This window comes from Halomonas hibernica (assembly GCF_013183775.1).
GTDB lineage: Bacteria > Pseudomonadota > Gammaproteobacteria > Pseudomonadales > Halomonadaceae > Vreelandella > Vreelandella citrativorans.
Window position 1 is genome coordinate 1 of the sequence record NZ_VIFN01000003.1, and the last position, 23,961, is coordinate 23,961.

18 protein-coding genes are annotated in these 23,961 nt (G+C 53.1%); 4 read left to right on the forward strand and 14 right to left on the reverse strand.

Annotation, left to right across the window (positions count from 1 at the left end; translation table 11 throughout):
* On the forward strand, positions 1 to 411 hold a 411-nt coding region (locus FKN99_RS17765; RefSeq protein WP_216657998.1), incomplete at its 5' end, for a hypothetical protein.
* On the opposite strand, the gene FKN99_RS06025 is transcribed toward FKN99_RS17765, so the two are convergent.
* From FKN99_RS06025 to FKN99_RS06040, 4 genes are all read right to left on the reverse strand, one after another.
* Positions 371 to 2,176 (reverse strand): acyl-CoA dehydrogenase C-terminal domain-containing protein, encoded by a 1,806-nt coding sequence (locus FKN99_RS06025; RefSeq protein ID WP_172117045.1) that lies wholly within the window; start codon positions 2,174 to 2,176, stop codon positions 371 to 373. The genes FKN99_RS17765 and FKN99_RS06025 overlap by 41 nt on opposite strands.
* 230 nt (positions 2,177 to 2,406) lie before the next feature.
* Positions 2,407 to 3,174, reverse strand: coding sequence for an SDR family NAD(P)-dependent oxidoreductase (locus FKN99_RS06030; RefSeq protein ID WP_172117046.1), 768 nt, complete (start codon positions 3,172 to 3,174; stop codon positions 2,407 to 2,409).
* Between the two features lie 20 nt (positions 3,175 to 3,194).
* Positions 3,195 to 4,859 (reverse strand): AMP-binding protein, encoded by a 1,665-nt coding sequence (locus tag FKN99_RS06035; protein ID WP_172117047.1) that lies wholly within the window; start codon positions 4,857 to 4,859, stop codon positions 3,195 to 3,197.
* Between the two features lie 274 nt (positions 4,860 to 5,133).
* Positions 5,134 to 5,706 (reverse strand): TetR/AcrR family transcriptional regulator, encoded by a 573-nt coding sequence (locus FKN99_RS06040; RefSeq protein ID WP_172117048.1) that lies wholly within the window; start codon positions 5,704 to 5,706, stop codon positions 5,134 to 5,136.
* A gap of 117 nt (positions 5,707 to 5,823) precedes the next feature.
* Here FKN99_RS06040 and FKN99_RS06045 point away from each other — a divergent pair, with 117 nt between their 5' ends.
* On the forward strand, positions 5,824 to 7,011 hold the full coding sequence (locus FKN99_RS06045) for an acetyl-CoA C-acyltransferase (RefSeq protein WP_172117049.1): 1,188 nt from the start codon (positions 5,824 to 5,826) through the stop codon (positions 7,009 to 7,011).
* 75 nt (positions 7,012 to 7,086) lie between these two features.
* On the opposite strand, the gene pstB is transcribed toward FKN99_RS06045, so the two are convergent.
* From pstB to FKN99_RS06070, 5 genes are all read right to left on the reverse strand, one after another.
* The gene (gene pstB / locus FKN99_RS06050) at positions 7,087 to 7,890 is read right to left on the reverse strand and encodes a phosphate ABC transporter ATP-binding protein PstB (protein ID WP_172117307.1); all 804 of its coding nucleotides are present in this window, start codon (positions 7,888 to 7,890) and stop codon (positions 7,087 to 7,089) included.
* Positions 7,891 to 7,926: 36 nt separating this feature from the next.
* Positions 7,927 to 9,285: a phosphate ABC transporter permease PstA gene (gene pstA / locus FKN99_RS06055; RefSeq protein WP_172117050.1), complete on the reverse strand. Its 1,359-nt coding sequence runs from the start codon at positions 9,283 to 9,285 to the stop codon at positions 7,927 to 7,929.
* A 6-nt stretch (positions 9,286 to 9,291) separates the two neighbouring features.
* Positions 9,292 to 10,671, reverse strand: a complete 1,380-nt coding sequence (pstC, locus tag FKN99_RS06060; protein WP_172117051.1) for a phosphate ABC transporter permease subunit PstC — start codon at positions 10,669 to 10,671, stop codon at positions 9,292 to 9,294.
* Positions 10,672 to 10,778: 107 nt separating this feature from the next.
* Positions 10,779 to 11,789, reverse strand: a complete 1,011-nt coding sequence (locus FKN99_RS06065) for a substrate-binding domain-containing protein (RefSeq protein WP_172117052.1) — start codon at positions 11,787 to 11,789, stop codon at positions 10,779 to 10,781.
* 179 nt (positions 11,790 to 11,968) lie between these two features.
* Positions 11,969 to 13,156, reverse strand: a complete 1,188-nt coding sequence (locus FKN99_RS06070) for a multidrug effflux MFS transporter (protein WP_172117053.1) — start codon at positions 13,154 to 13,156, stop codon at positions 11,969 to 11,971.
* A 166-nt stretch (positions 13,157 to 13,322) separates the two neighbouring features.
* On the opposite strand from FKN99_RS06070, the gene FKN99_RS06075 reads away from it, so the two are divergent.
* Positions 13,323 to 14,987 carry a methyl-accepting chemotaxis protein gene (locus FKN99_RS06075; protein ID WP_172117054.1) on the forward strand — a complete coding sequence of 555 codons (1,665 nt, stop codon included), beginning with the start codon at positions 13,323 to 13,325 and terminating at the stop codon, positions 14,985 to 14,987.
* 26 nt (positions 14,988 to 15,013) lie between these two features.
* Positions 15,014 to 15,952 (forward strand): transaldolase, encoded by a 939-nt coding sequence (gene tal, locus FKN99_RS06080; RefSeq protein WP_172117055.1) that lies wholly within the window; start codon positions 15,014 to 15,016, stop codon positions 15,950 to 15,952.
* Between the two features lie 95 nt (positions 15,953 to 16,047).
* On the opposite strand, the gene FKN99_RS06085 is transcribed toward tal, so the two are convergent.
* The 5 genes from FKN99_RS06085 to hrpA all read right to left on the reverse strand — a co-directional run bounded on the left by FKN99_RS06085 (position 16,048) and on the right by hrpA (position 23,865).
* Entirely contained in the window at positions 16,048 to 16,566 is a 519-nt protein-coding gene (locus FKN99_RS06085; RefSeq protein WP_172117056.1) for an STAS domain-containing protein, read from the reverse strand.
* A complete protein-coding gene (locus FKN99_RS06090; RefSeq protein ID WP_172117057.1) occupies positions 16,556 to 17,746 on the reverse strand; it encodes a PP2C family protein-serine/threonine phosphatase in 1,191 nt (396 codons plus the stop codon). The genes FKN99_RS06085 and FKN99_RS06090 overlap by 11 nt, the downstream gene beginning before the upstream one ends.
* Before the next feature lie 8 nt (positions 17,747 to 17,754).
* Positions 17,755 to 18,579 carry an MlaA family lipoprotein gene (locus FKN99_RS06095; protein WP_172117058.1) on the reverse strand — a complete coding sequence of 275 codons (825 nt, stop codon included), beginning with the start codon at positions 18,577 to 18,579 and terminating at the stop codon, positions 17,755 to 17,757.
* Between the two features lie 47 nt (positions 18,580 to 18,626).
* Entirely contained in the window at positions 18,627 to 19,748 is a 1,122-nt protein-coding gene (locus FKN99_RS06100; RefSeq protein ID WP_172117059.1) for a beta-ketoacyl-ACP synthase III, read from the reverse strand.
* A gap of 112 nt (positions 19,749 to 19,860) precedes the next feature.
* On the reverse strand, positions 19,861 to 23,865 hold the full coding sequence (gene hrpA / locus FKN99_RS06105; protein ID WP_172117060.1) for an ATP-dependent RNA helicase HrpA: 4,005 nt from the start codon (positions 23,863 to 23,865) through the stop codon (positions 19,861 to 19,863).
* Positions 23,866 to 23,961 lie beyond the last annotated feature (96 nt).

Genomic DNA, 23,961 nt, shown 5'->3' on the forward strand with positions numbered 1-23,961 from the left:
TTCGACTCGATGACCGGAGCCGCCTGCCTCAGCGAGGAAGGCGTATTCTACGCATTTCCTGATATTTGTCAACCGCTGTTTTCAGCGGATGAAGCAAGCGACTTAAACCTCGCTAACTTCCTGACAAACCGAAGGTTTTCACCTTCTTCACCGCTGGCAACGCTGGGCGTCCCCGGCAGCGGATGCGTACTTTACGGATTCGTCGGACGTTTGGCAAGCACTATCTTTAAAAAGATCCAGCGCCCTATAAAAAAGCGGCAGGCCTGCTTGATGGATATGCTCCATAACAAGAGACTGCCGCAAACCACCGAACACAGTACTGATAAAAACGTTTGGCGAATAACCAAAGCGTGCCTGCACACACTACATGCTAGATCTCAAAGCCCAGACCAAAATCTTCGCTGGAGATAGCCATTAAGCTGCCAGCACCGGCCTGGATCATCTGCGCATGCGCTTTCGTACGCGGCAGTAGCCGCTGATAGTAGAATCGCGCAGTATTAAGCTTGGCGGCATAAAACGCCTTATCATCACCTTCAAGCGCAACAGATGCTTGTTTAGCCGCTCGCGCAAACAGATAAGCAAGCGCGACATAGCCGGAATACATCAGGTAGTCGACACTTGCCGCCCCAACTTCCTCACGATCCTGCATCGCTTTCATGCCAACCCCCATCGTCAGCTCACCCCACTCTGCGTTGAGCTTAGACAGCGGCGTAACAAACTCTTTAAGCGCAGGGTTATCAGCCTCGGCTTTACAGAATTTATGAACCTCTTTGGTAAAGACCTTAAGCGACTCCCCTTGGCTCATCAGCACTTTTCGCCCCAGCAGGTCAAGCGCCTGAATGCCGGTAGTACCTTCATAGAGCCGCGTAATACGTGCATCACGCACTAACTGCTCCATTCCCCACTCTTTAATAAAGCCGTGACCACCAAAAATTTGTACGCCTTCATTAGTACTCTCAAAACCAACTTCCGTTAGAAACGCTTTAACGATCGGCGTAAGCAGTCCCAGCAAGGTTTCAGCACGCTCTTTTTCTTCACCAGGCTGACCAAGCTCAACGGTGTCCAGCAACTGGGCAGCGTAAAGCACCAGCATGCGCCCACCTTCGGCAAACGCTTTTTGCGTTAGCAGCATCCGGCGCACATCCGGATGAACGATAATCGGGTCGGCAGGTTTTTCGGGCGCCTGCTTGCCTGACAAACCACGCATCTGTAGGCGGTCACGGGCGTAACTCAACGAATTTTGAAAACTGGCTTCAATGAGACCAAGCCCTTGGATACCCACGCCAAGGCGCGCAGCATTCATCATGGTAAACATGCACACCAGCCCTTTATTAGGCGGCCCAACCAGATAACCAGTGGCACCATCAAAGTTCATAACGCACGTCGCGTTACCATGAATGCCCATTTTATGTTCCAGGGAGCCGCAGGTTACCCCATTGCGCTCACCGGGATTGCCATCTGCATCAGGTAAAAACTTAGGCACGACAAAGAGTGAAATACCTTTTGACCCTTCTGGCGCATCAGGCAATTTGGCGAGCACCAGATGGACAATGTTTTCGGCCAAGTCATGCTCACCAGCGGAGATAAATATCTTGGTGCCGGTAATGGTATAAGCCTCTCCAGCAGCTGGCACGGCGCGAGTCTTGATTAACCCGAGATCGGTACCACAGTGAGGCTCTGTTAAGCACATGGTGCCCGTCCAAACGCCTTCCACCAGCTTGGTAAGATACGTCGCTTTCTGCTCGTCGGTGCCATGATGGCGCAGCGCGTCAGCGGCACCATGAGAAAGCCCTGGATACATACCCCAAGCTAAATTGGTCGCGCAGATCATTTCCGAAAGCACCATAGCAAGCGAAGGCGGCAACCCTTGCCCACCGTGCTCGGGATCAGCCGCCAGACTTGGCCAACCGCCTTCTACGTACTGCTGGTACGCCTCCTTGAAGCCTTGAGGCGCTTTCACCTCACCTCCCTCTAGCACACAACCCTCTTCATCGCCGCTTTGATTAATTGGCAGGAGAACATCACGAGAAAAGCGCGCGCCCTCTTCCAGAATGGCGGCCACTACGTCGGGTGAAGCGTCATCACCTTCTGGCAATGCAGCGTAGTGAGCAGGATAATCAAGCATTTCGTCCATGACGAAACGCATATCACGCAGAGGGGCCTGATAACTTGGCATAGCACTTCTCCTAAACGGGGAATTGAAAGCAGCGCTGGATTTCAAAAAAACAGCTTTCAAACACATGTTTGAAAGCTAGCGCGCACCGCAAAGCGAGTCAAGCGAGCGTTTGAATTAAAGCCACATTAACGCTAGTCCTTTGGTCGAAGCATTGAGAATTGATCGGCTAAACGCAAAAAACTCGCCAGCCGAATTGCTGGCGAGTTGATGTCTAAGCAACGGATGCGCTTTCACTGCATCCGAATACCACCGTCCAACCGAATCACCTCACCATTAAGCATGGAATTAACAATGATATGCTCGGCTAGCTGGGCAAACTCCTCCGCCCTGCCTAGCCGCTTTGGAAAAGGAACGGAGGCGGCAAGCGCTTGGGCGGCTTCATCAGGTATGTCGCCCATCATCGGCGTTTCAAACACGCCCGGCGCAATCGCCATGACACGAATAGCATGCCGAGAAAGCTCTCTAGCGGCAGGCAAACTCATCCCCACTACGCCTGCTTTAGAGGCGCTGTAAGCGCACTGCCCCACCTGGCCATCGAAGGCGGCAATAGATGCCGTGTTAATAATCACGCCACGCTCGCCATCCTGATTGGGCGTGTTTTTTGCCATGGCCGCCGCTGCTAAGCGCATGACGTTGAAGGTGCCTACCAGATTGATATGGATTGTTTTGGCATAGGCATCTAGGTCAGCCGGATTACCCTCCCGATCCACTAGCTTGGCCACGCTAATCACGCCAGCACAGTGAATAACACCCGCGAGCCCTTTTTCTTCGCTCAATTTGGCAGCGACCTCGAACGCCTGCTGCATCTGCTCTGAAGAGGTAATATCGGCCGTACAGGCTTTTGCGCGCTCTCCTAGTTGGGCAGCATGACGGCGAATACTGTCGCTTACATCACACAGCACCACCTTGGCGCCAGCAGCCACCAACCGCTCAGCCGTTGCTGCGCCCAACCCAGACGCCGCCCCGGTAATTAAAAACGTGCTCTCCTTTATCTGCATAATGGCTCTCCCTGGATTGATTAATTGTTATGGCCGGTTTGTTCAACCGCTTGCGCACGTAGCTTGAAGCGTTGGATCTTGCCGCTAGGCGTTTTAGGCAGCTCCTCGACGAATTCAATGACCCGAGGGAACGCATGGGCAGATAGACGTTCACGCACCTGCTGGCGAATCGCCTCAGCCAGCTCATTGCTTGGCTCGTACCCTTCGCGAAGCACAATATAGGACTTGATCACCTCGCCGCGAATTTCATCAGGCTGCCCGACCGCCGCAGATTCCGCCACGGCAGGATGCATCATGACGCTATTCTCCACATCGGTAGGTCCTACCCGGTAGCCAGCGGTGGTAATGATGTCATCATCACGGCCTGCAAACTGGAACGAACCATCCTCATTACAGATCACTACATCGCCGGTCAGATAATAGCCTTTCACAAAGGGATTTTTCTCTTGCCACGTATACCCTTGGAAAAAATGCGCCGGCGAATGCTCAATATCCACGGCCAGTACGCCCGGCTCTCCCGCTGGCAACTCATTATACTCTGCATCCAGAATGGCCAGCCGATAGCCCGGCAAAGGTACGCCCATGCCACCTACATGCTTGGGGTGATCAAGGGTATGATGATTGTTGCAGGTCATGCCCGTTTCGGTTTGCCCGTAGTGGTCCATCACTGAACAGCCAAGCGATTTTTCGACCCAGTTGACCACTTCAGTATTTAACGGCTCGCCTGCCGAGCTGGCAGCGCGCAGCGATAACGTTTGATAGGCATCATCGAACAACCCTGACGCCTTCATTAAACGATAGGCCGTGGGGGCTGCCGCAAAATTGGTGATCCGGTGACGTTTCATAAAGTCAAGCGCCCCTTCGGCACTAAACCCGGCTTCGCAGAAATGCGTGGTCACACCTAACAGCAGCGGTCCGGTAATGGCGTAGTAAAGGCCATACGCCCACCCAGGGTCCGCCATATTCCAGAAGCAGTCATCATCACGCAGGTCAACGGCAAGTTCCATATACAGCGCAAAGGCGGTCATTGCCGAAAGCGGTACGGCCACACCCTTGGGCTTGCCCACGGTACCCGAGGTGAACATTTGCAAAAAAGGCTGGGTAGGATCAAGGCGAGGCGGCTGGGCCGTCATTGACACGTGCGCCAAGGCAGCCTGCCAATCCAGATCATTTGGATGTTCGCGGCTCGCCCCTCCCACCGTCAGTATTGACGGGCACTGACTCAAGCCGTCAAATTTATCGCGGTTGGCGTGATCGGTGATCACCAGTTTGGTATCTGCCCGGCCCAAACGGTAATCCACTGCATCAGGCCCAAAGGCTGTAAATAGCGGCTGATATACGCCTCCTATCCGCCAGGTAGCAAGCACAGCTATCAGCAACGCCTCTGACCGAGGCAGCATGCAGGCAATGCGGTCTCCCTCTTTTAGGCCTTGCGCTACCAACCAACCCGCCAGTTTGCCACTCTGTTCGTCCAGCTCGGCATACGTCAGGGTGTGCGTTACACCTTGGGCATCCTCATGAATCAGCGCCAGCACTTCTCCGCACCCCGCTCGCACATGGCGTCCACAGCACGCTTCAAAAGCATTGAGCTGGCCGTCCTGATGATCATCCAGACGGGCAACCATCTGGCCGATTGAGAAATGCTCAAGATAACCCGAATAATCGGGGAGTGGTGTCGCTGTCATGATGGCTCTCTTATGTTGTTGGTAATGAGCAGTCTTGCAACAGACGGGGTAACGTTTTAAGTCATGCGTACATTGCTTTCAGTTTACGTTAACGGAACCCCACAGATAACCTCAACGCTAAAAGCAATCCGCAGGAAGCGCAAGCTATCTACCGCGTTAAAGGGTTATACGTTGGTCGAGGAAATACACAGACGAGTCGCTGGCAGAAAGTGCCTATTTACTACTGCTAGAAAAAAGCATTGAGGACGCTGGCTGGTTGCTTAAAAAATAGCGCTTAGCGCGCCATGATCATCGCCACCAACTCATCCGCAAGGTCATCTGGCGTACGTGGGCCACCAGGGTCATACCAGCGCACGGTCCAGTTCAAGGCACCCAATATAAATCGCGAAACCAGAAAGCGATCCCCACGGATAAGCTTCGCTTCCAAAGCATCGTCTATAACCTGCACCCACAAAGCCTCATATGCATCGCGCAAATGGCTTAAGTGTGCGCTAGCGGCAGGGTCCAGGCGCCGCCATTCAAACAGGGCCACTACATGAGAATTGCGGTCGGTAAACAGCGTTTCCAGATGAGCACGTGCCATCGCCCGCAGCCGCGCTTCAGGGTCAGACGAGCAGCGCTCAATCGATTGACGAGCAATCATTAGCGCATTCTGCATTCCTTCCTCGATCACCGCAGCAAGGATTTCCTGTTTATCCTTGAAGTGATGAAACAGGCTGCCGGACTTGATCCCCATTTCCTGCGCCAGCATACGTACAGTGGTACGATCAAAGCCCTCTTGGACAAAGAGCTGAGCCGCTAAACGCGTCAATTCCTTGCGGCGCACAGATGCATTTATTACATTCATTTCACTCACACTAGCGCTTGCTTGGTTATCTACGAGAAAACCACAGCCCCGCCAACGGGTCAACGCATCGCTTACCGCCCAGCAGAATAATCACAATAAATCCTAAGGAGTTAGCTAATGAATACTGCAACCGATATCGTATTTCTATCCGCTGCACGCACCCCCATGGGAGGCATGATGGGCAACTTATCGAGCATGAGCGCCCCTGGACTGGGCGCGGTTGCTATTCGTGCAGCGGTTCAACGCGCGGGCATTGAGCCCGATGCCATTGATGAAGGCATTATGGGCTGCGTGCTTCCGGGGGGTGTCAAACAAGGCCCCGCTCGCCAAGCCATGCGTCAGGCCGGCATACCAGATGCGTGCGGCGCAATGACGATTAACAAGCTATGCGGTTCGGGCATGAAGGCCGCCATGCTCGCCCACGACGTGATTAAAGCGGGTAGCGGGCAAATTCTACTGGCGGGGGGCATGGAGTCCATGTCCAACGCCCCCTACGTGCTGACCAAAGCCCGCGGCGGTTATCGGTTAGGCCACGGCGAACTCAAAGACCACATGTTTCTGGATGGCCTTGAGGATGCTGAAACGGGCACATTAATGGGCGTTTTCGCTCAGGATATCGCTTCACGGCGAGGCTACACGCGGGAGCGTTTGGATGATTTTGCCATTGCCTCGCTCGAGCGCGCTATCGCTGCTTCCAACGGTGGGCAACTGGATGCTGAAATGGCGCCCGTCACCGTATCTACGCGCCAAGGCGACACGCTTATTGAACATGATGAACAACCGTTTCAAGCCAAACTCGACAAAATTCGCCACATGCGACCAGCCTTTTCTAAAGATGGCACCATCACCGCAGCAAATGCCAGCTCTATCTCCGATGGCGCTTCAGCGCTTATCGTGGCAAGCGCAGAAGCAGCCGAACGCCACGGCGTGAAGCCATTAGCCAGAATGCTGGGGCATGCAACCCACGCTCGCCACCCCAGCGAGTTTACGATTGCCCCGGTAGGCGCCATAGAAAGCCTGATGAAAAAGCTTGGCTGGAGCGTCGGCGACGTCGATTTATTTGAGATTAACGAAGCCTTTGCCGTGGTGACGCTAATGGCAATGGACGATCTGGGCTTACCTCACAGCAAGGTCAATATTTTTGGTGGCGCCTGCGCCCAAGGGCACCCGGTTGGCTCTACCGGTTCACGCATCATTGCCACGCTTATTCATGCCCTACGTACTCAAGGCGGCAAACGTGGCATTGCCAGCCTGTGTATTGGTGGCGGCGAGGCCACAGCGGTTGCCGTTGAGCTTATCGACTAACATAAACGACGCGGGGCCAACGCCTTACAGCGTTAGCCCCGCGCTTTCCTACCACTCACGCCAGGAAGTTGTTGCTTATCCAAACCGCCCGGTAATGTAGTCGTGAGTACGCTGGTCCTGGGGATTAGTGAATATCTGATCAGTGCTATCCACTTCGACCAGGTCGCCCATATGGAAGAACGCAGTGCGGTCTGCCACTCGAGCAGCCTGCTGCATATTGTGAGTAACCATGACGATGGTATAGCTCTCACTTAACTCATCAATCAGCTGCTCCACTTTAGCCGTGGCAATCGGGTCAAGTGCAGAGCACGGCTCATCCATCAAAATGACATCCGGGCTTACCGCTACCGTTCGTGCAATACACAAACGCTGCTGCTGACCACCTGACAACCCGGTACCTGGCTGATCAAGACGGTCTTTTACCTCTTCCCAAAGCCCTGCGCGGCGCAGGCTGCTTTCTACAATATCGTCAAGCTCGGCCTTACGCCGAGCCAAGCCGTGCAAGCGCGGCCCATATGCAATATTTTCGTAGATGGATTTCGGGAAGGGGTTCGGCTTTTGGAACACAATCCCCACTTGAGCGCGCAGCAATACTACATCACGGTTAGCCGCATAAATATCGTTTTGATCTAATGTAATCTTGCCTTCAACACGACAGATATCGATGGTGTCATTCATGCGGTTTAAGCAGCGTAAAAATGTCGATTTACCGCAACCGGAAGGCCCAATAAAGGCTAGCACTTCGTTTTCGTAGATATCCAGGTCAATACCGTTAATTGCCTGAGAGTCACCGTAAAACACCTTAACGGCTTCGGCACTCATTTTGACCTTGTCTTTCGCCTTGCTGGTGCGGCTTTCACCGCCCCCGACGCTAACCATGGGAGTTGTTGTCATCGGCTCTGTTGAAGTATTCACTTACCACCTCGTCTCGAATTTTTTACGCAACCAAATCGCCAATGCATTCAAGCTTAACATTAGTCCCAGCAATACAATGATGGCCGCAGACGTGCGTGCTTCGAAGAAATTACGCAGCTCATTGCCTTGCCATAGATAAATCTGTACTGGCAGCGCGGTTGATTGATCCAACGGTGTTGCTGGCACACTCGCGACAAACGCGTTCATACCGATCAGAAGCAAGGGCGCTGTTTCCCCCAATGCTTGAGCAACACCCAAAATAGAGCCTGTCAAAATACCGGGAAGCGCCAAGGGCAATACGTGGTGAAATACCGTCTGCACTCGCGATGCCCCAATCCCCAACGCCGCTTGACGAATAGAGGGCGGAATGGAGCGTAACGATGCCCGCGTAGCGATAATAATGGTCGGTAACGTCATCAACGTAAGCACCAGCCCCCCTACCAGCGGCGCTGAAATAGGCAATCTTAAATAGCCAATAAAGATAGATGCGCCCAGCAAACCAAACACAATGGAAGGAACCGCTGCCAGGTTATTGATATTGATTTCAATTAGATCGGTTAAGCGATTCTTGGGCGCAAACTCTTCCAGATAAATAGCGCTTGATACCCCTAACGGCACAGACAGCGCGATGACGATGATCATCATAAACAGCGACCCCATAAAGGCACCGGCCAGGCCCGCTGATGCCAAAGAGCTGCGTGAGTCAGTATTTAAAAATAACGAGGTACTAAACGCGTTACGAATGACACCAGACGCTTCAAGCTGGTCAGCCCAGGCACGCGTTTGAGCACTTAGCTGTTGGCGTGCATCAGGCAAATCACGATCAATATTGCCTTTGATCCAGACATCCACGTTCGCACTCGCCAGCATCTTGAGTTCGACGGTTTGCCCCAACAGCGAAGGATCTTCAACAAACCGATCACGCAACGCATAGCGCTCGCCAGAGGTGACAAGCGCACGCAGATCACGTAACTGCGGCCCCTCTACCTCTACCCCCAACGCCTCTTCCAGAGCGTTATCAATTAAGGATTGCCAATTGACCAGCCCTGCTTGTGTTTCCCACTGTAAAAAACGCTCTTCAAACTCAAACTGGCTCTCGCCACTAGCGCGTTCAGGCTTGGGCTCAAGCTGGATAATCTCAGGGTCGAAATACACATCCATGTACATGGTGGCTTGCCAAAACGCTGGCACACCACGCATCAGTATGCTGATAAACAGGATGGCGACCAGCACCATACCGGTAATAACGGCGGCAAGTCCCATCCGCCGAAAGCTGTTTTCTTTACGATGCCGTTTCGCCAGCGACTTTTCTATCGTCATCAGCCGGTGTTGCCGGCGCTGCTCAATCGTTATGGACATAGTCACTTACTCGTATTGCTGGCGATATTTACGCACGACAACCAGTGCGATGACGTTTAGGCCTAAGGTGATCACAAACAGGGTAAGACCGAGGGCAAACGCAACCAGGGACTGGGGGCTTGCAAAATCCATATCCCCGGTCAATTGGTTAACAATCGTTACGGTAATAGTCGATACCGCCTCGAAAGGGTTGGCATGCAGTACAGGGTTATTACCAGCGGCCAATACCACAATCATGGTTTCCCCAATCGCGCGGCTAGCTGCCAGCAAAAAAGCCCCCACAATGCCGGGAAGCGCGGCGGGCAATACCACCTGTCGAATCGTTTCTGACTTGGTGGCGCCCAAACCTAATGCACCATCCCTCAGCGACTTAGGCACTTGGGTAATAATGTCGTCAGACAGCGAGGAGACAAAAGGAATGATCATGATCCCCATGACCAGGCCCGCTGTTATCGCGCTGGTTGTGCGAATATTAATGCCAATCAGATCACCAAAAGCGGAGAGAAAGGGGCCCACAACCATCAGCGCGAAAAAGCCATAAACAATGGTCGGGATACCCGCCAAAATCTCAATCACCGGCTTGGCCACATTGCGCAACCAGGGCGGCGCGTACTCTGCCATGTAGATTGCGGTCATTAACCCAACAGGAATCGCTACCAACAGTGCAATGCCACTGACCATTATGGTGCCCCAGAGGAGGGGTAATAAACCAAACTCCCCTTGGTCAGAGGTACCAGAGGTGCTAAATCGAGGGTTCCAGGTAGTGCCAAAAAAGAAGTCGACGGGACTAATAAAACTAAAGAACTTCATTGCCTCGCCCAGCATGGAGAGCACAATGCCAATCGTTGTAAATATAGCGACAGCCGAGCTTGCGGCTAGCGCAAACATAATAACCCGTTCAACCTGGTTACGGGCGCGCCACTGGGGCGTGATACGCCGCCGTGCAATGACCAGGCCCGCCACAGATAGCACGGCGACTAATGCCACCAGGCTAAAATTTTCAAACGTTTGGAGCCTTGCCATATGTGCCGCAGCGGCCCACTCTTCAGGACTACCACCACCCGCTACGCCACGTTCGTTTGCCAAGGCAGTTACACGATCCAGAAACGTTTGCATTTCACGGTCGCTCATACTGGCAACCATGTCAGTAGGCAACTGCTGAATAACCAGCATGTCGATTAACTGAGGGGCTAAAAATGACCATAACAAAAATATAGCGAGTGCAGGCAAGCCGCACCAAAGCGCCACAAGCGTACCGTAATAGCCCGGCCGCGAATGCATTCGTACATCTTGAGTTGCCGCAACCGCACGGCTGCGCGTCAAGCCTAAATGGTATGCCAAGGCCATCAACACCAACAGCGTGGCTATCAAGGCAAAGTTGCTCATTATCTTTCCGCCTTTGACTTGCTACGTTTAAGCGCCAGCATCAACTGCATGATGCTGGCGCAAAAACAAACTTAATAAGGTACACCGAATCTGAAGCAGTGCCGCACTTAGTCGACGCTTACGACCGTACGGGATTCGAACTGCTCAAGCACTTGGCTACGCTCGCTCTCATCCATCGGGATCAGACCAGCGTCTTCCAGCGGGCTGCCATAGCCAGAGGTCATTTCGTTCAGGAAGAACTCCGTGTATTCCGCCAGGCCAGGAATCACGTCAATGTGCTCGCCTTTCACGTAGAAGAACAGCGGACGAGAAACCGGATACTCACCAGAACCAATCGTTTCCAGGCTAGGCGTTACACCATCAACGGTCGCCACTTGCAAGCGGTCACGGTTTTGATCGTAGAAGCTAAGACCGAAGACACCTACTGCATCTTCCTGAGCATCCAGACGTGCCAGTGTTTCGGTGTAATCGCCGGCAATTTCAACGATACGGCCATCGCCACGCAGGTTGATGCAAGCATCGCCTTCTACTTCAGCAACAGTGTCACAACCCGGGTGAACGACTTTCTCTTCAAAGACTTCACGCGTACCGTGGTTGGAAGCCGGGATAACCAGTACGATTTCCTGGTCAGGCAGGTTGCTGTCGATTTCAGACCAGCGGGTGTAGGGGTTATCAACCAGTTCGCCGTTTTGCGGCAGTTGAGCAGCCGCCGCTTTGAAAACATGCTCAGGCGTTAGTGCAAACTCGCCACGATCAAGGCGCGAGGCAAATACAATGCCGTCGTAGCCGAATTGGATTTCAATAATTTCGTTAACACCGTTTTCGGCACAGCTCTCAACCTCACCGCTACGAATTGAGCGAGAAGCGTTAGCGATATCGATGGTGTTTTCACCAACGCCCTGGCAGAACTGACGAAGGCCGCCACTTGAACCACCAGAACCAACTACCGGCGTATTAAACTGAGAATACGTATTACCAAACTCTTCAGCCACGATACCTGCAAACGGCAGTACAGTAGAAGAGCCCGCAATTTGGATTGTGTCGCGAGCCATGGCAGCGCTTGAAACACCTACCGCTAGACCGGCTACTACTGCAACACTTAGCGTATGCTTTTTCACGTCGTGTTCCCCTCTGGTTTGATATCCGGCCAGCTGATGCTTACCGGAAGAGTTGGCCTTCTGGCCTTTCACAAAGGAGAGTTTGCACACGTATCATTGCAGAAATATGACAATCTCTAAATCGTTAAATACGCAAAACGTCGTATAGCAAATGAGAACACTACGACAGGATAAAACGACTAGCGACTTTGTTCTGAATTGGCGGTTAGCATCCGCACGCCAATATTGCCCAACAATGACGCCCCCAGCATGGTCAATACCATGGGCCACAGGTGGGCGACTTCAAACGCCCCGACCAACACCCCGGCAAGCGCGCCACAGCTAAACTGGATGCCACCCAGCAACGCCGTTGCGGTCGCACTGATATGCCCAAAGTGATCCAGCAGTGACGAGATGGCATTCGGAGTGATCAAGCCAATCATGCCAGTAAATACCATCACCAGAGGCACAACGGTATATAGAGTGACCATATCCAGCGCTGTAACGATCACCAAGCCCAAGCCCGCGATCATCTGGATCATTAACCCCAAGCGCAGGTTTTGTTGGGGTGTGCGTTGACGCAGCATATAAATATTAACGCGGTTGGAGAGCGCAATAACAACGACGTTAACCCCGAAAATCAGCGGATACATCCCCGGAGAGAGACCAAAATAATCAAGATAGACAAAGGGCGATGCTGTTACAAAGGCGAAAAGACCGGCAAAAGAGGCGGCCACTGCACAGATATACCCCATGCCTTCTTTATGCCGCAGCACGCTTACATAATTGCCGAGCACCTGACGAGGCGACGCTGCAGGCAGTGTCATATCACGGGTTTCGGGTAACCGCGTCCCCAGCAGCCAAAGCAAAAAACCGGCATATGCCGCAAGAAAAACAAAAATCAGCCACCAGCCTGCCACATGCAGCAGCATACTCCCCACCGCCGGTGCCACCAGGGGAGCCAACATCATGATCATGGCCATGGTCGACATCACTTTGGCAGCCTCTCGGCCGCTAAAGCAGTCGCGTACAATGGCGGCAGAGTTAACCACGCAGGCTCCGCCACCCAGCGCCTGGATAAATCGCCAAAACAAAAGCGAGTTGAGGCTATCAGCCGTGGTAATCATCAGGCTTGCCAGCATAAATACGACTAAACCACCCATGAGTACCGGCTTGCGTCCTATCCGGTCAGAAAGCGGTCCAAAGACAAGTTGGCCAATGGCAAAACCAAACAGGAACACACTAATCGAAAGCTCCGCGTGATGAATGCTGGCATTAACGGATTCCGCTAACACACCAATCGCAGGTAAATAGGCGTCAATCGCAAAAGGGGCAAGCGCTGTGTTGGCAGCAACCAGCAAAGCAACCCGTCGTGGGTTAAGTTCCATAGGACTCCCTGAATTAATTAGCCACCATCAAGCACGGCAGCAATCGATAGGCCGCTAATAGTAACGCGGTGATGAAAATTAAGCACCGCAGCCCCGAAAAACTGAAACATAAACTGCTTAGCCTAGGATTCATAAGCCTTTTCCAAGACCAACTCATGGAAGCACTATGAATTTTAGAGCGCTGAAAAATATCCCACTACGCTGGCTAAGCCTATCCGCCTTACTGCTTGTCGCACTGTGTGTGCTCATGTTTGCCCTACTGACATGGAAAATGATGCAGCAGAGCCAGAACGATTTAGCGCTTCTTGAACAGGTTAATGTTCAACAGTCGTCATCGCTAAACCGGCTTCATATAGCGGGCCTTGAGGGGTTGCACCGTTTGGACAGAGCGCTTGAACGCCAATTGCGCCCCTCGCTAGGAGACCCGACAGAGGCACTTCAAGCGGTCGAAAATGAGCTCTCTGAAATGGCAGTAGCACTGGCAACGTTTTTGGAAGCAACCGCTGAAACACCTCACCCGACACTTCGAGACGCTATAGAGCAGCAGGCAACAGCGCTTATTGGCACGATGAATGAACAATTAAACGCCGTTCAGACAGGTGACCGCGGCGGCTACCGGCAATTGACGCTTGATGCGTTAGCACATAGCCAAGCCCTAACCGAAGAGGCACGTAGCTTTTATCAACTGGCTGACCGTCAGGGTACAGAGCTAATGACTAACGCTCAACGCCGCGGTCAGTTGATTGGTCAATTGCTGTCAGGAGGCATTGCTATTGCCTTGGCACTGCTAGGTTTAATGGCCTGGATTGGACAGCGTCATGTTCTATTACCTATTAACCGCTTGGTCGCACACTTTCGTACAATGGCCGAGGGTGATTTAAGCGTTAAGGTCCCGGCTCAAGGCAATAATGAAATAGGCCAGCTCTACCAAGAGCTGGATAATATGCAGCGTGCACTCATTGAAACCGTGTCAGAGCTTCATAGTAATAGCCGCCATATTTTCGATAGCGCTCAACGCCTGGCGCTAGGCAATGAAGACCTTGCTATCCGAACGCGCCAGCAAAACGCATCCCACGAAACGACCGCAGCTAACCTGGATGAGCTGACAGAGAACGTTGCCACCACCGCTGGTTTTGCCGCCGATGCAACCCAGCTAACGTCTACGGCGGCATCACAAACCCAAGACGGTAGCCAGATAATGACCAACTTCCTGACCACCATGGAGGAGATTCACGCACGCTCAAAAGAAGTCGATGAGATTGTTAACGTTATTGATTCCATCGCTTTTCAAACCAATATTCTTGCGTTAAACGCCTCTGTAGAGGCCGCTCGCGCTGGCGAACAAGGCCGAGGCTTTGCCGTAGTGGCGGGCGAAGTACGCCAACTAGCCTCACGCAGCGCTGAAGCTGCGCGCCAAATCCAAACCTTGCTTGTCGCATCAGGCAACAGTATTGAGCGTGGCCATACCTTATCCAACAAGGCCAGCCACGGCATGAACGCGATTGTTGAAACGACCGAACAAGCCAATAGCATCATGCTTCAAATCGCTGATGCGGCTAATGAGCAGCACCGCCACATTGAACATCTGAATTCAACACTGCACGAACAGACCCAGGTGAATCGGGCCAATACCAAGCAGGTTGAAACCACCGCCCAGGATGCAATGTCGCTTGAAGCCGCAGCTGAAAGGATGCGTGAACAAGCCGCACGCTTTAAAATCGGAGAGATATCCAGCGATGATTTTATTTGGCAAGCCTCTCCGCCAACACCTGACTTATCCAATACCCCCACATCGGATAATATTCAGCGAGCGCCTGCCTTGCTACAGTAAAGGACTAACGACGCAAGGAGTAATGAATGGCCACTAGCCTGCTAACACAGCTTAAAGAAATGACCTCGGTAGTCGCCGATACCGGCGACCTTGAAGCCATCCGACGTTTTGCGCCACAAGATGCAACGACGAACCCTTCGCTCATCCTACAAGCCGCTCAGCAAGAGCAGCGCCGCGCCCACTTGGCCGCTATTGCCAAGGAAAGTAAGGACATTGATGATGCGGTTGACCGCGTGGCTGTCGAGATTGGCAGTGAAATTAGTGAACTGGTGCCCGGCTACGTATCCACCGAAGTAAGTGCTCGGCTTTCATTTGACCGTGATGCCACTATTGCGCGCGCGCATTCATTGATCGAGCGGTACGCCCAAAAGGGCGTGGGTCCTGAGCGCATACTAATCAAGATGGCCTCCACTTGGGAGGGTATTCAGGCAGCGCAGCAGCTTGAGCGTGAAGGCATCCGTACCAACCTCACGCTGCTATTTGGTTTTGCTCAGGCTCAAGCATGTGCCGATGCAGGCGTCACTTTGATTTCGCCGTTTGTCGGGCGCATCCTCGATTGGCATAAATCTCGTCAGCCTGAAGCCGATTTTAACGGTAACAATGACCCAGGCGTACAGTCTGTCAAACAGATTTACAGCTACTACAAGGGCCATAACTACGCCACCATCGTAATGGGCGCAAGCTTTCGTAATATCGGCGAGATTATATCTCTGGCAGGCTGCGACCGTCTGACCATTTCGCCCAAGTTGCTTACCGAGTTGGATGAACAGCAGGGCGATCTAACTCGCCAGCTAACGCCGATGGGCGCGAGTAGCTCAGCGGACGAGCCATTAACGCAAAGCGATTTCCGCTGGGCCATGAATGAAGATGAAATGGCGTCTGATAAACTAGCGGAAGGTATTCGCAAATTTATGGCCGACCAGCGTGAGCTGGAAACATTGCTCGGCACACTGCGAAAGTCATAAGTTATTAAATTGCGCCACGCTTAAACGACAACCCCCCACAAAAGTGGGGGGTTGTCAGTCGTCGGAGCCTCCCTTTCTTTATCAGGGAGGCTTTTTTAATGGTGGGGTTCTGTATTCTGCGCTTCCAACATCTCAACCAACGGCTGGAACTGCTCGCGATTATGCTCATTCATGTGCATTAAAATACGATGCGCTTCAAGAATTCGCTCGCGCAGCCCATCTTCATCCGCAGGCTCTTCAGGCAGCTCAACAAGCGCATCGCTAAGCGCTGGCGGCTGTTGAAGCGGCGCCTCCATCAATGTAAAAAAACGCGCAAAGCCCATAACATCGAGCATTTTACGAACATCAGGATTATCCGCAATGATAGTAGGCGGGTGGGCCAAGCGCCCTTTTACAGCCATCGCCACCTTTGCAAGAAAACCCAATGCCGTTGAATCGACATTGGTCGCTTCACGCAAGTCAATTATTACCGCACGTAACCCAGGCGTTTCAGCCAGATGTTGTGCCTGGGTATCCAGCGTGGCACAAAGCGTTAACCGCACATCGCCACAGAGTTTTAAGACAAAAACACCGGACTCGAACGCCGCTTTAATACGGCCTTCATCAATCAGCATGACCAAATCCGCTCACCATCATGATTGTTAGATCATCGGGTAAAGCACCGCGTTCCTGGTTCGCCTCACCCGTCTCCCCTGCTGCCAGCAGGACACTTGTTTTGGCTAGCCGTTCGCGCAACTGCTCAAGCGTGACACTTTCGCTTACTAATTGCTCAAGCTCCTTGAGCCGCGTGTCGAGCGTTTTACCCGGCAAGCATTCCAATACACCATCTGAACACAGCCATAATCGAAATTCGGCCGGCAAGGCACAGCTCAGCGAAGGATACTCTATATCGGGGAAAAGGCCTACTGGCATCCCCTCTCCTTCGAGCCGAGAGAGCTTACCGCCCGCAACCAAAAAAGGCATCGGCAGCTGTGCACCGAGCGAATAGTGAAGAGTATGAGAGTGATGGTCAATAACGCCTACAAACAATGTTGCATGTTTACCGATATCGGTCCCCTGCAACTCTCGATTCATAGCGGCCAACCAGTCCGGCGCCAAGCACTCGGGCTTTTGGCCGTCCCACTCATTCAGCCAACGGTTGCATAAATACTTTAACAGCACGGTCACAAACGCCGAGGATGCGCCGTGCCCAGAAACGTCTGCAAAATAAAACGCACTGTAACGGTCGTTGTAACGCTGATAATCCAGAAAGTCGCCGGATAGATAAAGCGAGGGCGCAAACCAATAATCATAGTAAACGCCGTTCACCACCTTGGGGTGAGCAGGCAATAACCGACGCTGAATATGCCCCCCACTTTGCTGGTCCATGCGCAGCAGCGCCAGATGTGTCTCCAGGCTCTCGTTTAATTCAGCGAGTCTTTCTCTATCACGGTCTCGCTCAATGGCTAACTCATTGAGCTCAATAGCCTTACGAATCATTCGTCGCAGCAGTTCAGCATGGCGTAGAGGATGAACGATATAGTCCACCAACCCTATGTCAATCGCCTTGATCAGGTCCGCATCCTGACGTGAGTCGCTTACCACCAACGTGGGTAAGCGACGCGTCAACTGCGACCACTGCTGCTGAGGCACCGAGTGCGCATGCGCAACAATCAAAGCGGTTTCTGCTGGAAGATAGTCGATATTATCTGCAGCATATACGCCCATACCGTCACACGTGATGGCTTCTGCCAGCGCATCGCGCTCCGGACCGGGCGCGTCAATTACCGCAACCAGTTGCCTGGAATGATCCATATCAAGCCTCAATCGGCGAAATCGTCGTCACTAGCATCGCTGTCGTCGAAATCACTGTCATTGAAATCGCTGTCGTTAAAGTCAAAATCATCCATTGCAAACGGGTCATCGCCTAACTCGCCGTCACTAATTTCAAACTGGCGGCTCTGCAAATAAGCGTCGCGCACAAAGCTGTAGCGATCACCACTAATCAAGTTTTCCCGATCAAGTAACGCGGCGCGTCGGTCAATAATATTGAGCGCGCTTAATACAAGCTCGGTGGTGTTATCATCCACGTAAACGATGGGGTAGGTCATGATATCAGCAGGCCGACCCGTAGCATCACGTAACGTACTGGGCCCCAAAAACGGCAAGACAAGGTAGCGTGAGTCATCCCACCCCCAGGCCGCCAGCGTTTGCCCGAAATCCTCGTCGCTTGCGTTAATCTCCATCAACGTCGCGTAATCAAGCAACCCACCGATACCCACCGTTGTGTTGATCAAAAAACGGGATGTTGCCAACCCAGCGTTCGCCGGTTTTCCTTGAAGAAGACTATTTATGGCCGTACGAATTTCTCCAAGGTTGGAGAAAAAGTTGCTGACACCGGTTTGTACAGGGCTCGGCGTAATCGTGCGATACCCTTGGGCTACCGGCTTCAACGTATACTGATCAACGACATCGTTAAAGGCAAAAACGCGGCGATTAAAGCCCTCCCACGGATCATCCGGATTCGCATCTTGAGCCATTTGCGTGCTGGCACAACCGCTAGCCGCCATGGTGATAAGCAGCACAGCTGGTAGGGCTGCGTTACGCAGTGAAAAAGTGGTGGCTTGCCTGGCTAACAACCGCAGCATGGTTATTCCTCTTCAAAAACTAACGTACTGTCACTGACGTCGTACTGTTACTGACGTCGAACTACGACGCACCCTGCGCTGTAGCCTGCTCCAAAGGAGCAAATCACACCAATGTCGCCCTCCACCATATCCTCATGATGTAAATGAAAGGCAATAATGGAACCAGCGGAGCTTGTGTTTGCATAGCGGTCTAAAATGATGGGCGCTTGCGCCTCACTGGGCTCAAAACCCAATACCCTGCGAGCGATAAGATCGTTCATATGGCGGTTAGCCTGATGCAGCCACATTTTTTTGAGATCACTTCCCGATAGCTCCAACGAGGTCAAGTGATCTGTAATCAACTGGGCTACCATGGGACACACTTCTTTGAAAACTCGCCGCCCTTCTTGCACAAAGAGCTTATCAATTGCTAACGGATCACTGTCCGTCACACGGTTTAAAAAGCCGGCATTATTGCGAATGGCATTGGAAAACCGGGTAACAAGCCGCGTACCTATAATTTCAAAGCGCTCATCGGCCACTGCATCGACACTGTTTTCCAGGACCACAGCGGTGCAAGCATCGCCGAAAATAAAGTGGCTGTCACGGTCTCGAAAGTTTAAATGTGCCGAACAGATTTCCGGGTTCACTACCAGGGCGCGCTTAATACTGCCGGACGCAATAGCATTAGCGGCCGATTCAAGGGCGAACGTAGCAGAGCTGCAAGCCACGTTCATATCAAATCCATAACCCTTGGCACCCAGCATCTGCTGCACTTCTACCGCTAACGCAGGATAGGCACGCTCCATATTGGAGCAAGCCACAATCACCAGTTCGATGTCACCAGGTGCTACCTGGGCCTTTTCCAGCGCTTGGCGTGCGGCAGAGACGGCCATGTCACACTGAATAGAGGGCTCGTCATTTTGACGTAATGGCAGCCGAGGACACATCCGCTCAGGATCTAAAATACCTGAAGCATCCAATACGTAACGACTTTTAATACCAGAGGCTTTTTCGATGAACTCACTGCTGGAGTGGGCTAGCGGCTCACGCTCACCCCGTGCAATCGCATCCGCATGACACGCATTTTCGTTATCCACCCACGTATTAAATGCAGCCACCAGCGCCGCATTATCAATGGCGTGTTCCGGTGTATAAAGCCCTGTCCCGGTTATCACCACGTTTGTCATGCCTATCTCCTCTAAGCGGCTTTTGCCCCTATTACTTGCTGTTTAGACTCAGGCCCAAGGCTCGCGCTTAATATTACTGTGTGCGTTATTTGCAGGGTTTACCAGTCATCTTTTAAACGCTAATTATTTCTTGCCAACGCTTTTCAAGGCGCTTTGCCGATACAGGCATCAGCGTTCCCAACTGCTGAGCAAAAAGGGAAACGCGAAGCTCCTGTATCCACCAGCCAAATTCCACCAACTCGGGATCTTCAACACGCCCCCGACGCTCGCTTTTACGCCGCGCATCAAAGCGAGTTTCAAGGGCCTGAACGTCATGCATCAGCATCTGGTCACGCCCGCGCTCACGTGCAGCTTTTTCAAGGCGGATGAGCGCGGCTTCGGTGTAACGAGGATACTCTGTCAGCCATTGGCCTGCATCACGAATGAACCCCGGGTAGACCAGCCGCTGCATCTGTACGCTGATATCGTTATACACTAGGGCAAGCGCAAAATTGAGCTTGCCTTTAAGCACTTTACTCACTGCCAAGTGACCTTTTAGCGCCGCCTCGACCTCTTCAAGCAGGGAAGTCGCGTAATCAACCAATTCTGCTTTGGTAGCGTCTAGGCGAGCGCTCAATTCGGCCGATGAGCGCGGCAAAGGGTGCTGGGCAACAACTTGAGTAAAGACGGCTAACATCAGGTCATCCAGCAACGCTTGCTTGCTACCCACTTTGGCAAACAGCAGCGCGCATTTTTCAACACCGGGTAGGCGCTTAATCGCTTTTACCTGGTCAGGCTGTTTGGCAATTGCCAGCCGGGCAACGCCCTCTTGATGCGCCGCCAATGCCTTTGCCGGATGATCAAAAAGCGCGACCTTAAACTCACTGGCTTCAGCCACCAACGCCGGGTAGGCCTCGACACGAATGCCCGCCTGCGTAGTCACACGCGAATCAGGCAATGGCTCCTCAGGCAGGCCGTCAAGCGTAGGCGCCTGGTTTGCCTGCTCGGCCAACGCTTGGGCACCGGCACTGGCCGCCGCTTCAAAGCGCTGCTCCAGCGCTCTGACATCACGCCCTTGGCCCAGCAGCTCTCCAGCATGATTGACGACTCGAATGTTCATAATCAGGTGGGCATCGAGTAAATCCAGCCGCCAGTCATCCGGATGAACACGCGTTGCGGTACGTCGACGTATAAATTCGCCCAATGCTTCTGTGAGCGGGCGCTGATCGGGCACCAGGGTTTCCAGCGCTGCATCGACCCAATCAGGAATGGGTACCACCTGGCGGCGAATGCTTTTAGGCAGCGACTTTAAAAGCGCAATGCACTTTTCTCTTAAAAGCCCAGGCACCAACCACTCTAATGCGTGCACAGGCAATTGAGGCAGCATGGCGGCTGGTACGGTCAATGTAACGCCATCATCGTCTGCGTTAGGATCAAAGTGATAACTCACCGGATAAGCCACCCCGGCAAGTGTTAAATGGTCAGGGTACTGCGCTTGGGTGACATCGGCGGCGTCACGCGCTTTCAGCGCATCTAGATCAAAATTCAACAGCGCAGGCGTCTGGCGTTCAGCCTGCTTGCGCCAGTGCTCGAAGCCTTTACCATTGACAATGTCGTCTGGAATACGCGCGTCGTAAAACGCAAACAACGCCTTTTCATCGACCAGAATATCACGGCGGCGGGCGCGGTCTTCAAGCGCCTCCACTTCGTCAATGAGTGCGCGGTTATGAGCAAAAAACGCGCCCTGAGTCGTAAACTCGCCTTCCACCAGCGCACGGCGGATAAACAGCTCGCGCGATTCTTTGGGGGCAATCGGCCCATAGTGCACACGCCGACGCGCGACAATAGGCAGGCCAAACAGCGTTACTTGCTCAAAAGCAACGACCTGCGCGCGCTTTTGTTCCCAATGAGGTTCGCTATAGCTGCGTTTCACCAAGTGCTGAGCCTGCGGTTCGATCCACTGGGGATCGATCTTGGCAACGGTGCGTGCATACAGTTTTGTGGTTTCAATCAGCTCAAATGCCATTAGCCATTTGGGCGATTTTTTGGCGAGCCCCGAGCCGGGGTGAATCATGAATTTACGATTACGTGCGCCCAGGTACTCGCGATTTTCCACTACCGTGCCCAGGTTAGACAAAAGGCCTGAAAGAAGCGCCTGGTGTAACTTACCTGATGTCTTGCGTCTGGCCTGACGCGCTTGCTCTTCGCTCTCCTCGTCATTGCGCGGTAGCGGCGCAGGAACATCAATCTGCATATCGCGCAGCAACTGCCTAAGTTGGCGGAACGTATCGTGCCATTCACGCATGCGCAGATAATTAATATAGTGCTCGCGACACCAGCGGCGCAGCTGATTGCCGGATAATGCTTCGCGGGCATTCTCAATGCCATGCCACAAGTTGAGCAGCGCGACAAAATCCGAATCCGGGTCGTGCCAACGCTGGTGCGCCTGATCGGCAGCTTGGCGTTTATCGGCCGGACGGTCTCGCGGGTCCTGAATGGCAAGCGCGGACACCACCACCAGAACATCACGCAGGCTACCGCGCTCCGCACCTGCTAACACCATCCGTGCCAAGCGCGGGTCGATGGGCAGTTTCGCTAACTTTCGCCCCAACTCGCTCAGGTGATGTTTTTCGTTGACCGCGCCCAGCTCAAACAGTAGCCGAAAACCATCTTTTACAAAGCGGCTGTCCGGTGGGTCTACAAAGGGAAACGCCTCAATATCACCCAGTTTTAGCGCCAGCATCGACAGAATGACCGAGGCTAAATTGGTCCGCTGAATTTCAGGATCGGTAAAGGCTGGACGCGAGACGAAGTCCTCTTCGTCGTAAAGACGAATACACACCCCTTCTGCCACCCTACCGCAGCGCCCCTTGCGCTGATTGGCACTGGCCTGGCTTACCGGCTCAATCGGCAGGCGCTGAATTTTTGCCCGATAGCTGTAGCGGCTAATCCGGACAAGCCCCGGGTCCACCACATAGCGAATGCCGGGCACCGTCAACGAGGTTTCCGCAACGTTAGTGGCCAACACAATGCGCCTTCCACGGTGGGCAGAAAAAACCCGGTTCTGCTCCTCATTGGAGAGACGTGCGTACAGCGGCAGAATTTCCGTCCCTTGCAAATCAGCCCGGCGTAACGTATCGGCTGTTTCACGAATTTCTCGCTCGCCCGGCAAAAATACCAGAACATCCCGGGGGCCATGTAGCCAGCCTTTTTCGCGCTCGATGGCTTCGATTTCGAGAACGGCGTGCAAAATCCCTTCTTGTAAGGTGCGATCCTCTTCATCTTCTTCATCACGCACCAAAGGGCGATAATGCACGTCGACCGGATACGTACGTCCTGATACCTCAACGACGGGTGCGGGTGCTTTAGGCGTACCGAAATGCGCGGCAAAACGATCAACATCAATGGTTGCCGAGGTAATAATCACTTTAAGGTCAGGACGTTTAGGCAACAACCTTTTTAAATAGCCCAGCAGAAAATCGATGTTCAGGCTGCGCTCATGAGCTTCATCAATAATGATGGTGTCGTAGCGCAGCAGCAAGGGATCGTGCTGGGTTTCAGCCAGCAAGATACCATCGGTCATTAGCTTCACTAGCGTGGTGGGGCTGCTTTGATCCGTAAAACGTACCTGATAGCCCACCTGCTCGCCAAGCGACACCTCAAGCTCTTCGGCCAGCCGCCCGGCAACACTGCGCGCCGCTAAACGCCGTGGCTGTGTATGGCCAATAAGTCCTTTACGTCCACGGCCTAACTCCAGGCACATTTTGGGGAGCTGAGTCGTTTTGCCCGACCCGGTCTCCCCCGCCACTACCACCACCTGATGGTCACGAAGGGCATTTAAAATATCTTCCCGACGCTCAACCACCGGCAACTCAGCCGGATAGTTAAAGGTCACCTTCAACGCCTCGCGCTGGTTAAACACTTGCTGTGCCCGGTGAATATCGCGCTGCACCTCGTGCAAACCGTGACCAATCGGCTTGTTGTCGCGCAGGCGACGCGCCAGCCCTGCTACGCGCCGCTCAAGGCGCTGGGCATCACGCAGCATAACGTTGCTTATGGTTTCATTAAGCTTAGCCAAGCGTTGATTATCGGTAAGATCAGAGGGCATATCGGTGGTCACGTTAGGCTCAGTTTCCATTCGTTATTGAAAAGCAGATGTACCAATGGATTATCGGTAGGGCAAATAACTATTCGGCCCGCTACGCGAGCGGGCCGAATATTGTAACGCTTTCAC

Excerpts from the sequence above, each read along its gene's own strand:
- tal (WP_172117055.1), top strand. The coding sequence starts at position 15,014 with ATGGCCACTAGCCTGCTAACACAGCTTAAAGAAATGACCTCGGTAGTC.
- pstB (WP_172117307.1), bottom strand. The coding sequence starts at position 7,890 with ATGGTTAGCGTCGGGGGCGGTGAAAGCCGCACCAGCAAGGCGAAAGAC.
- pstA (WP_172117050.1), bottom strand. The coding sequence starts at position 9,285 with ATGTCCATAACGATTGAGCAGCGCCGGCAACACCGGCTGATGACGATA.
- pstC (WP_172117051.1), bottom strand. The coding sequence starts at position 10,671 with ATGAGCAACTTTGCCTTGATAGCCACGCTGTTGGTGTTGATGGCCTTG.
- FKN99_RS06025 (WP_172117045.1), bottom strand. The coding sequence starts at position 2,176 with ATGCCAAGTTATCAGGCCCCTCTGCGTGATATGCGTTTCGTCATGGAC.
- FKN99_RS06100 (WP_172117059.1), bottom strand. The coding sequence starts at position 19,748 with ATGACAAACGTGGTGATAACCGGGACAGGGCTTTATACACCGGAACAC.
- FKN99_RS06095 (WP_172117058.1), bottom strand. The coding sequence starts at position 18,579 with ATGCTGCGGTTGTTAGCCAGGCAAGCCACCACTTTTTCACTGCGTAAC.
- FKN99_RS06035 (WP_172117047.1), bottom strand. The coding sequence starts at position 4,859 with ATGACAGCGACACCACTCCCCGATTATTCGGGTTATCTTGAGCATTTC.
- FKN99_RS06030 (WP_172117046.1), bottom strand. The coding sequence starts at position 3,174 with ATGCAGATAAAGGAGAGCACGTTTTTAATTACCGGGGCGGCGTCTGGG.
- FKN99_RS06090 (WP_172117057.1), bottom strand. The coding sequence starts at position 17,746 with ATGGATCATTCCAGGCAACTGGTTGCGGTAATTGACGCGCCCGGTCCG.
- FKN99_RS06085 (WP_172117056.1), bottom strand. The coding sequence starts at position 16,566 with ATGCTGATTGATGAAGGCCGTATTAAAGCGGCGTTCGAGTCCGGTGTT.
- FKN99_RS06075 (WP_172117054.1), top strand. The coding sequence starts at position 13,323 with ATGAATTTTAGAGCGCTGAAAAATATCCCACTACGCTGGCTAAGCCTA.
- FKN99_RS06045 (WP_172117049.1), top strand. The coding sequence starts at position 5,824 with ATGAATACTGCAACCGATATCGTATTTCTATCCGCTGCACGCACCCCC.
- hrpA (WP_172117060.1), bottom strand. The coding sequence starts at position 23,865 with ATGGAAACTGAGCCTAACGTGACCACCGATATGCCCTCTGATCTTACC.
- FKN99_RS06040 (WP_172117048.1), bottom strand. The coding sequence starts at position 5,706 with ATGAATGTAATAAATGCATCTGTGCGCCGCAAGGAATTGACGCGTTTA.
- FKN99_RS06070 (WP_172117053.1), bottom strand. The coding sequence starts at position 13,156 with ATGGAACTTAACCCACGACGGGTTGCTTTGCTGGTTGCTGCCAACACA.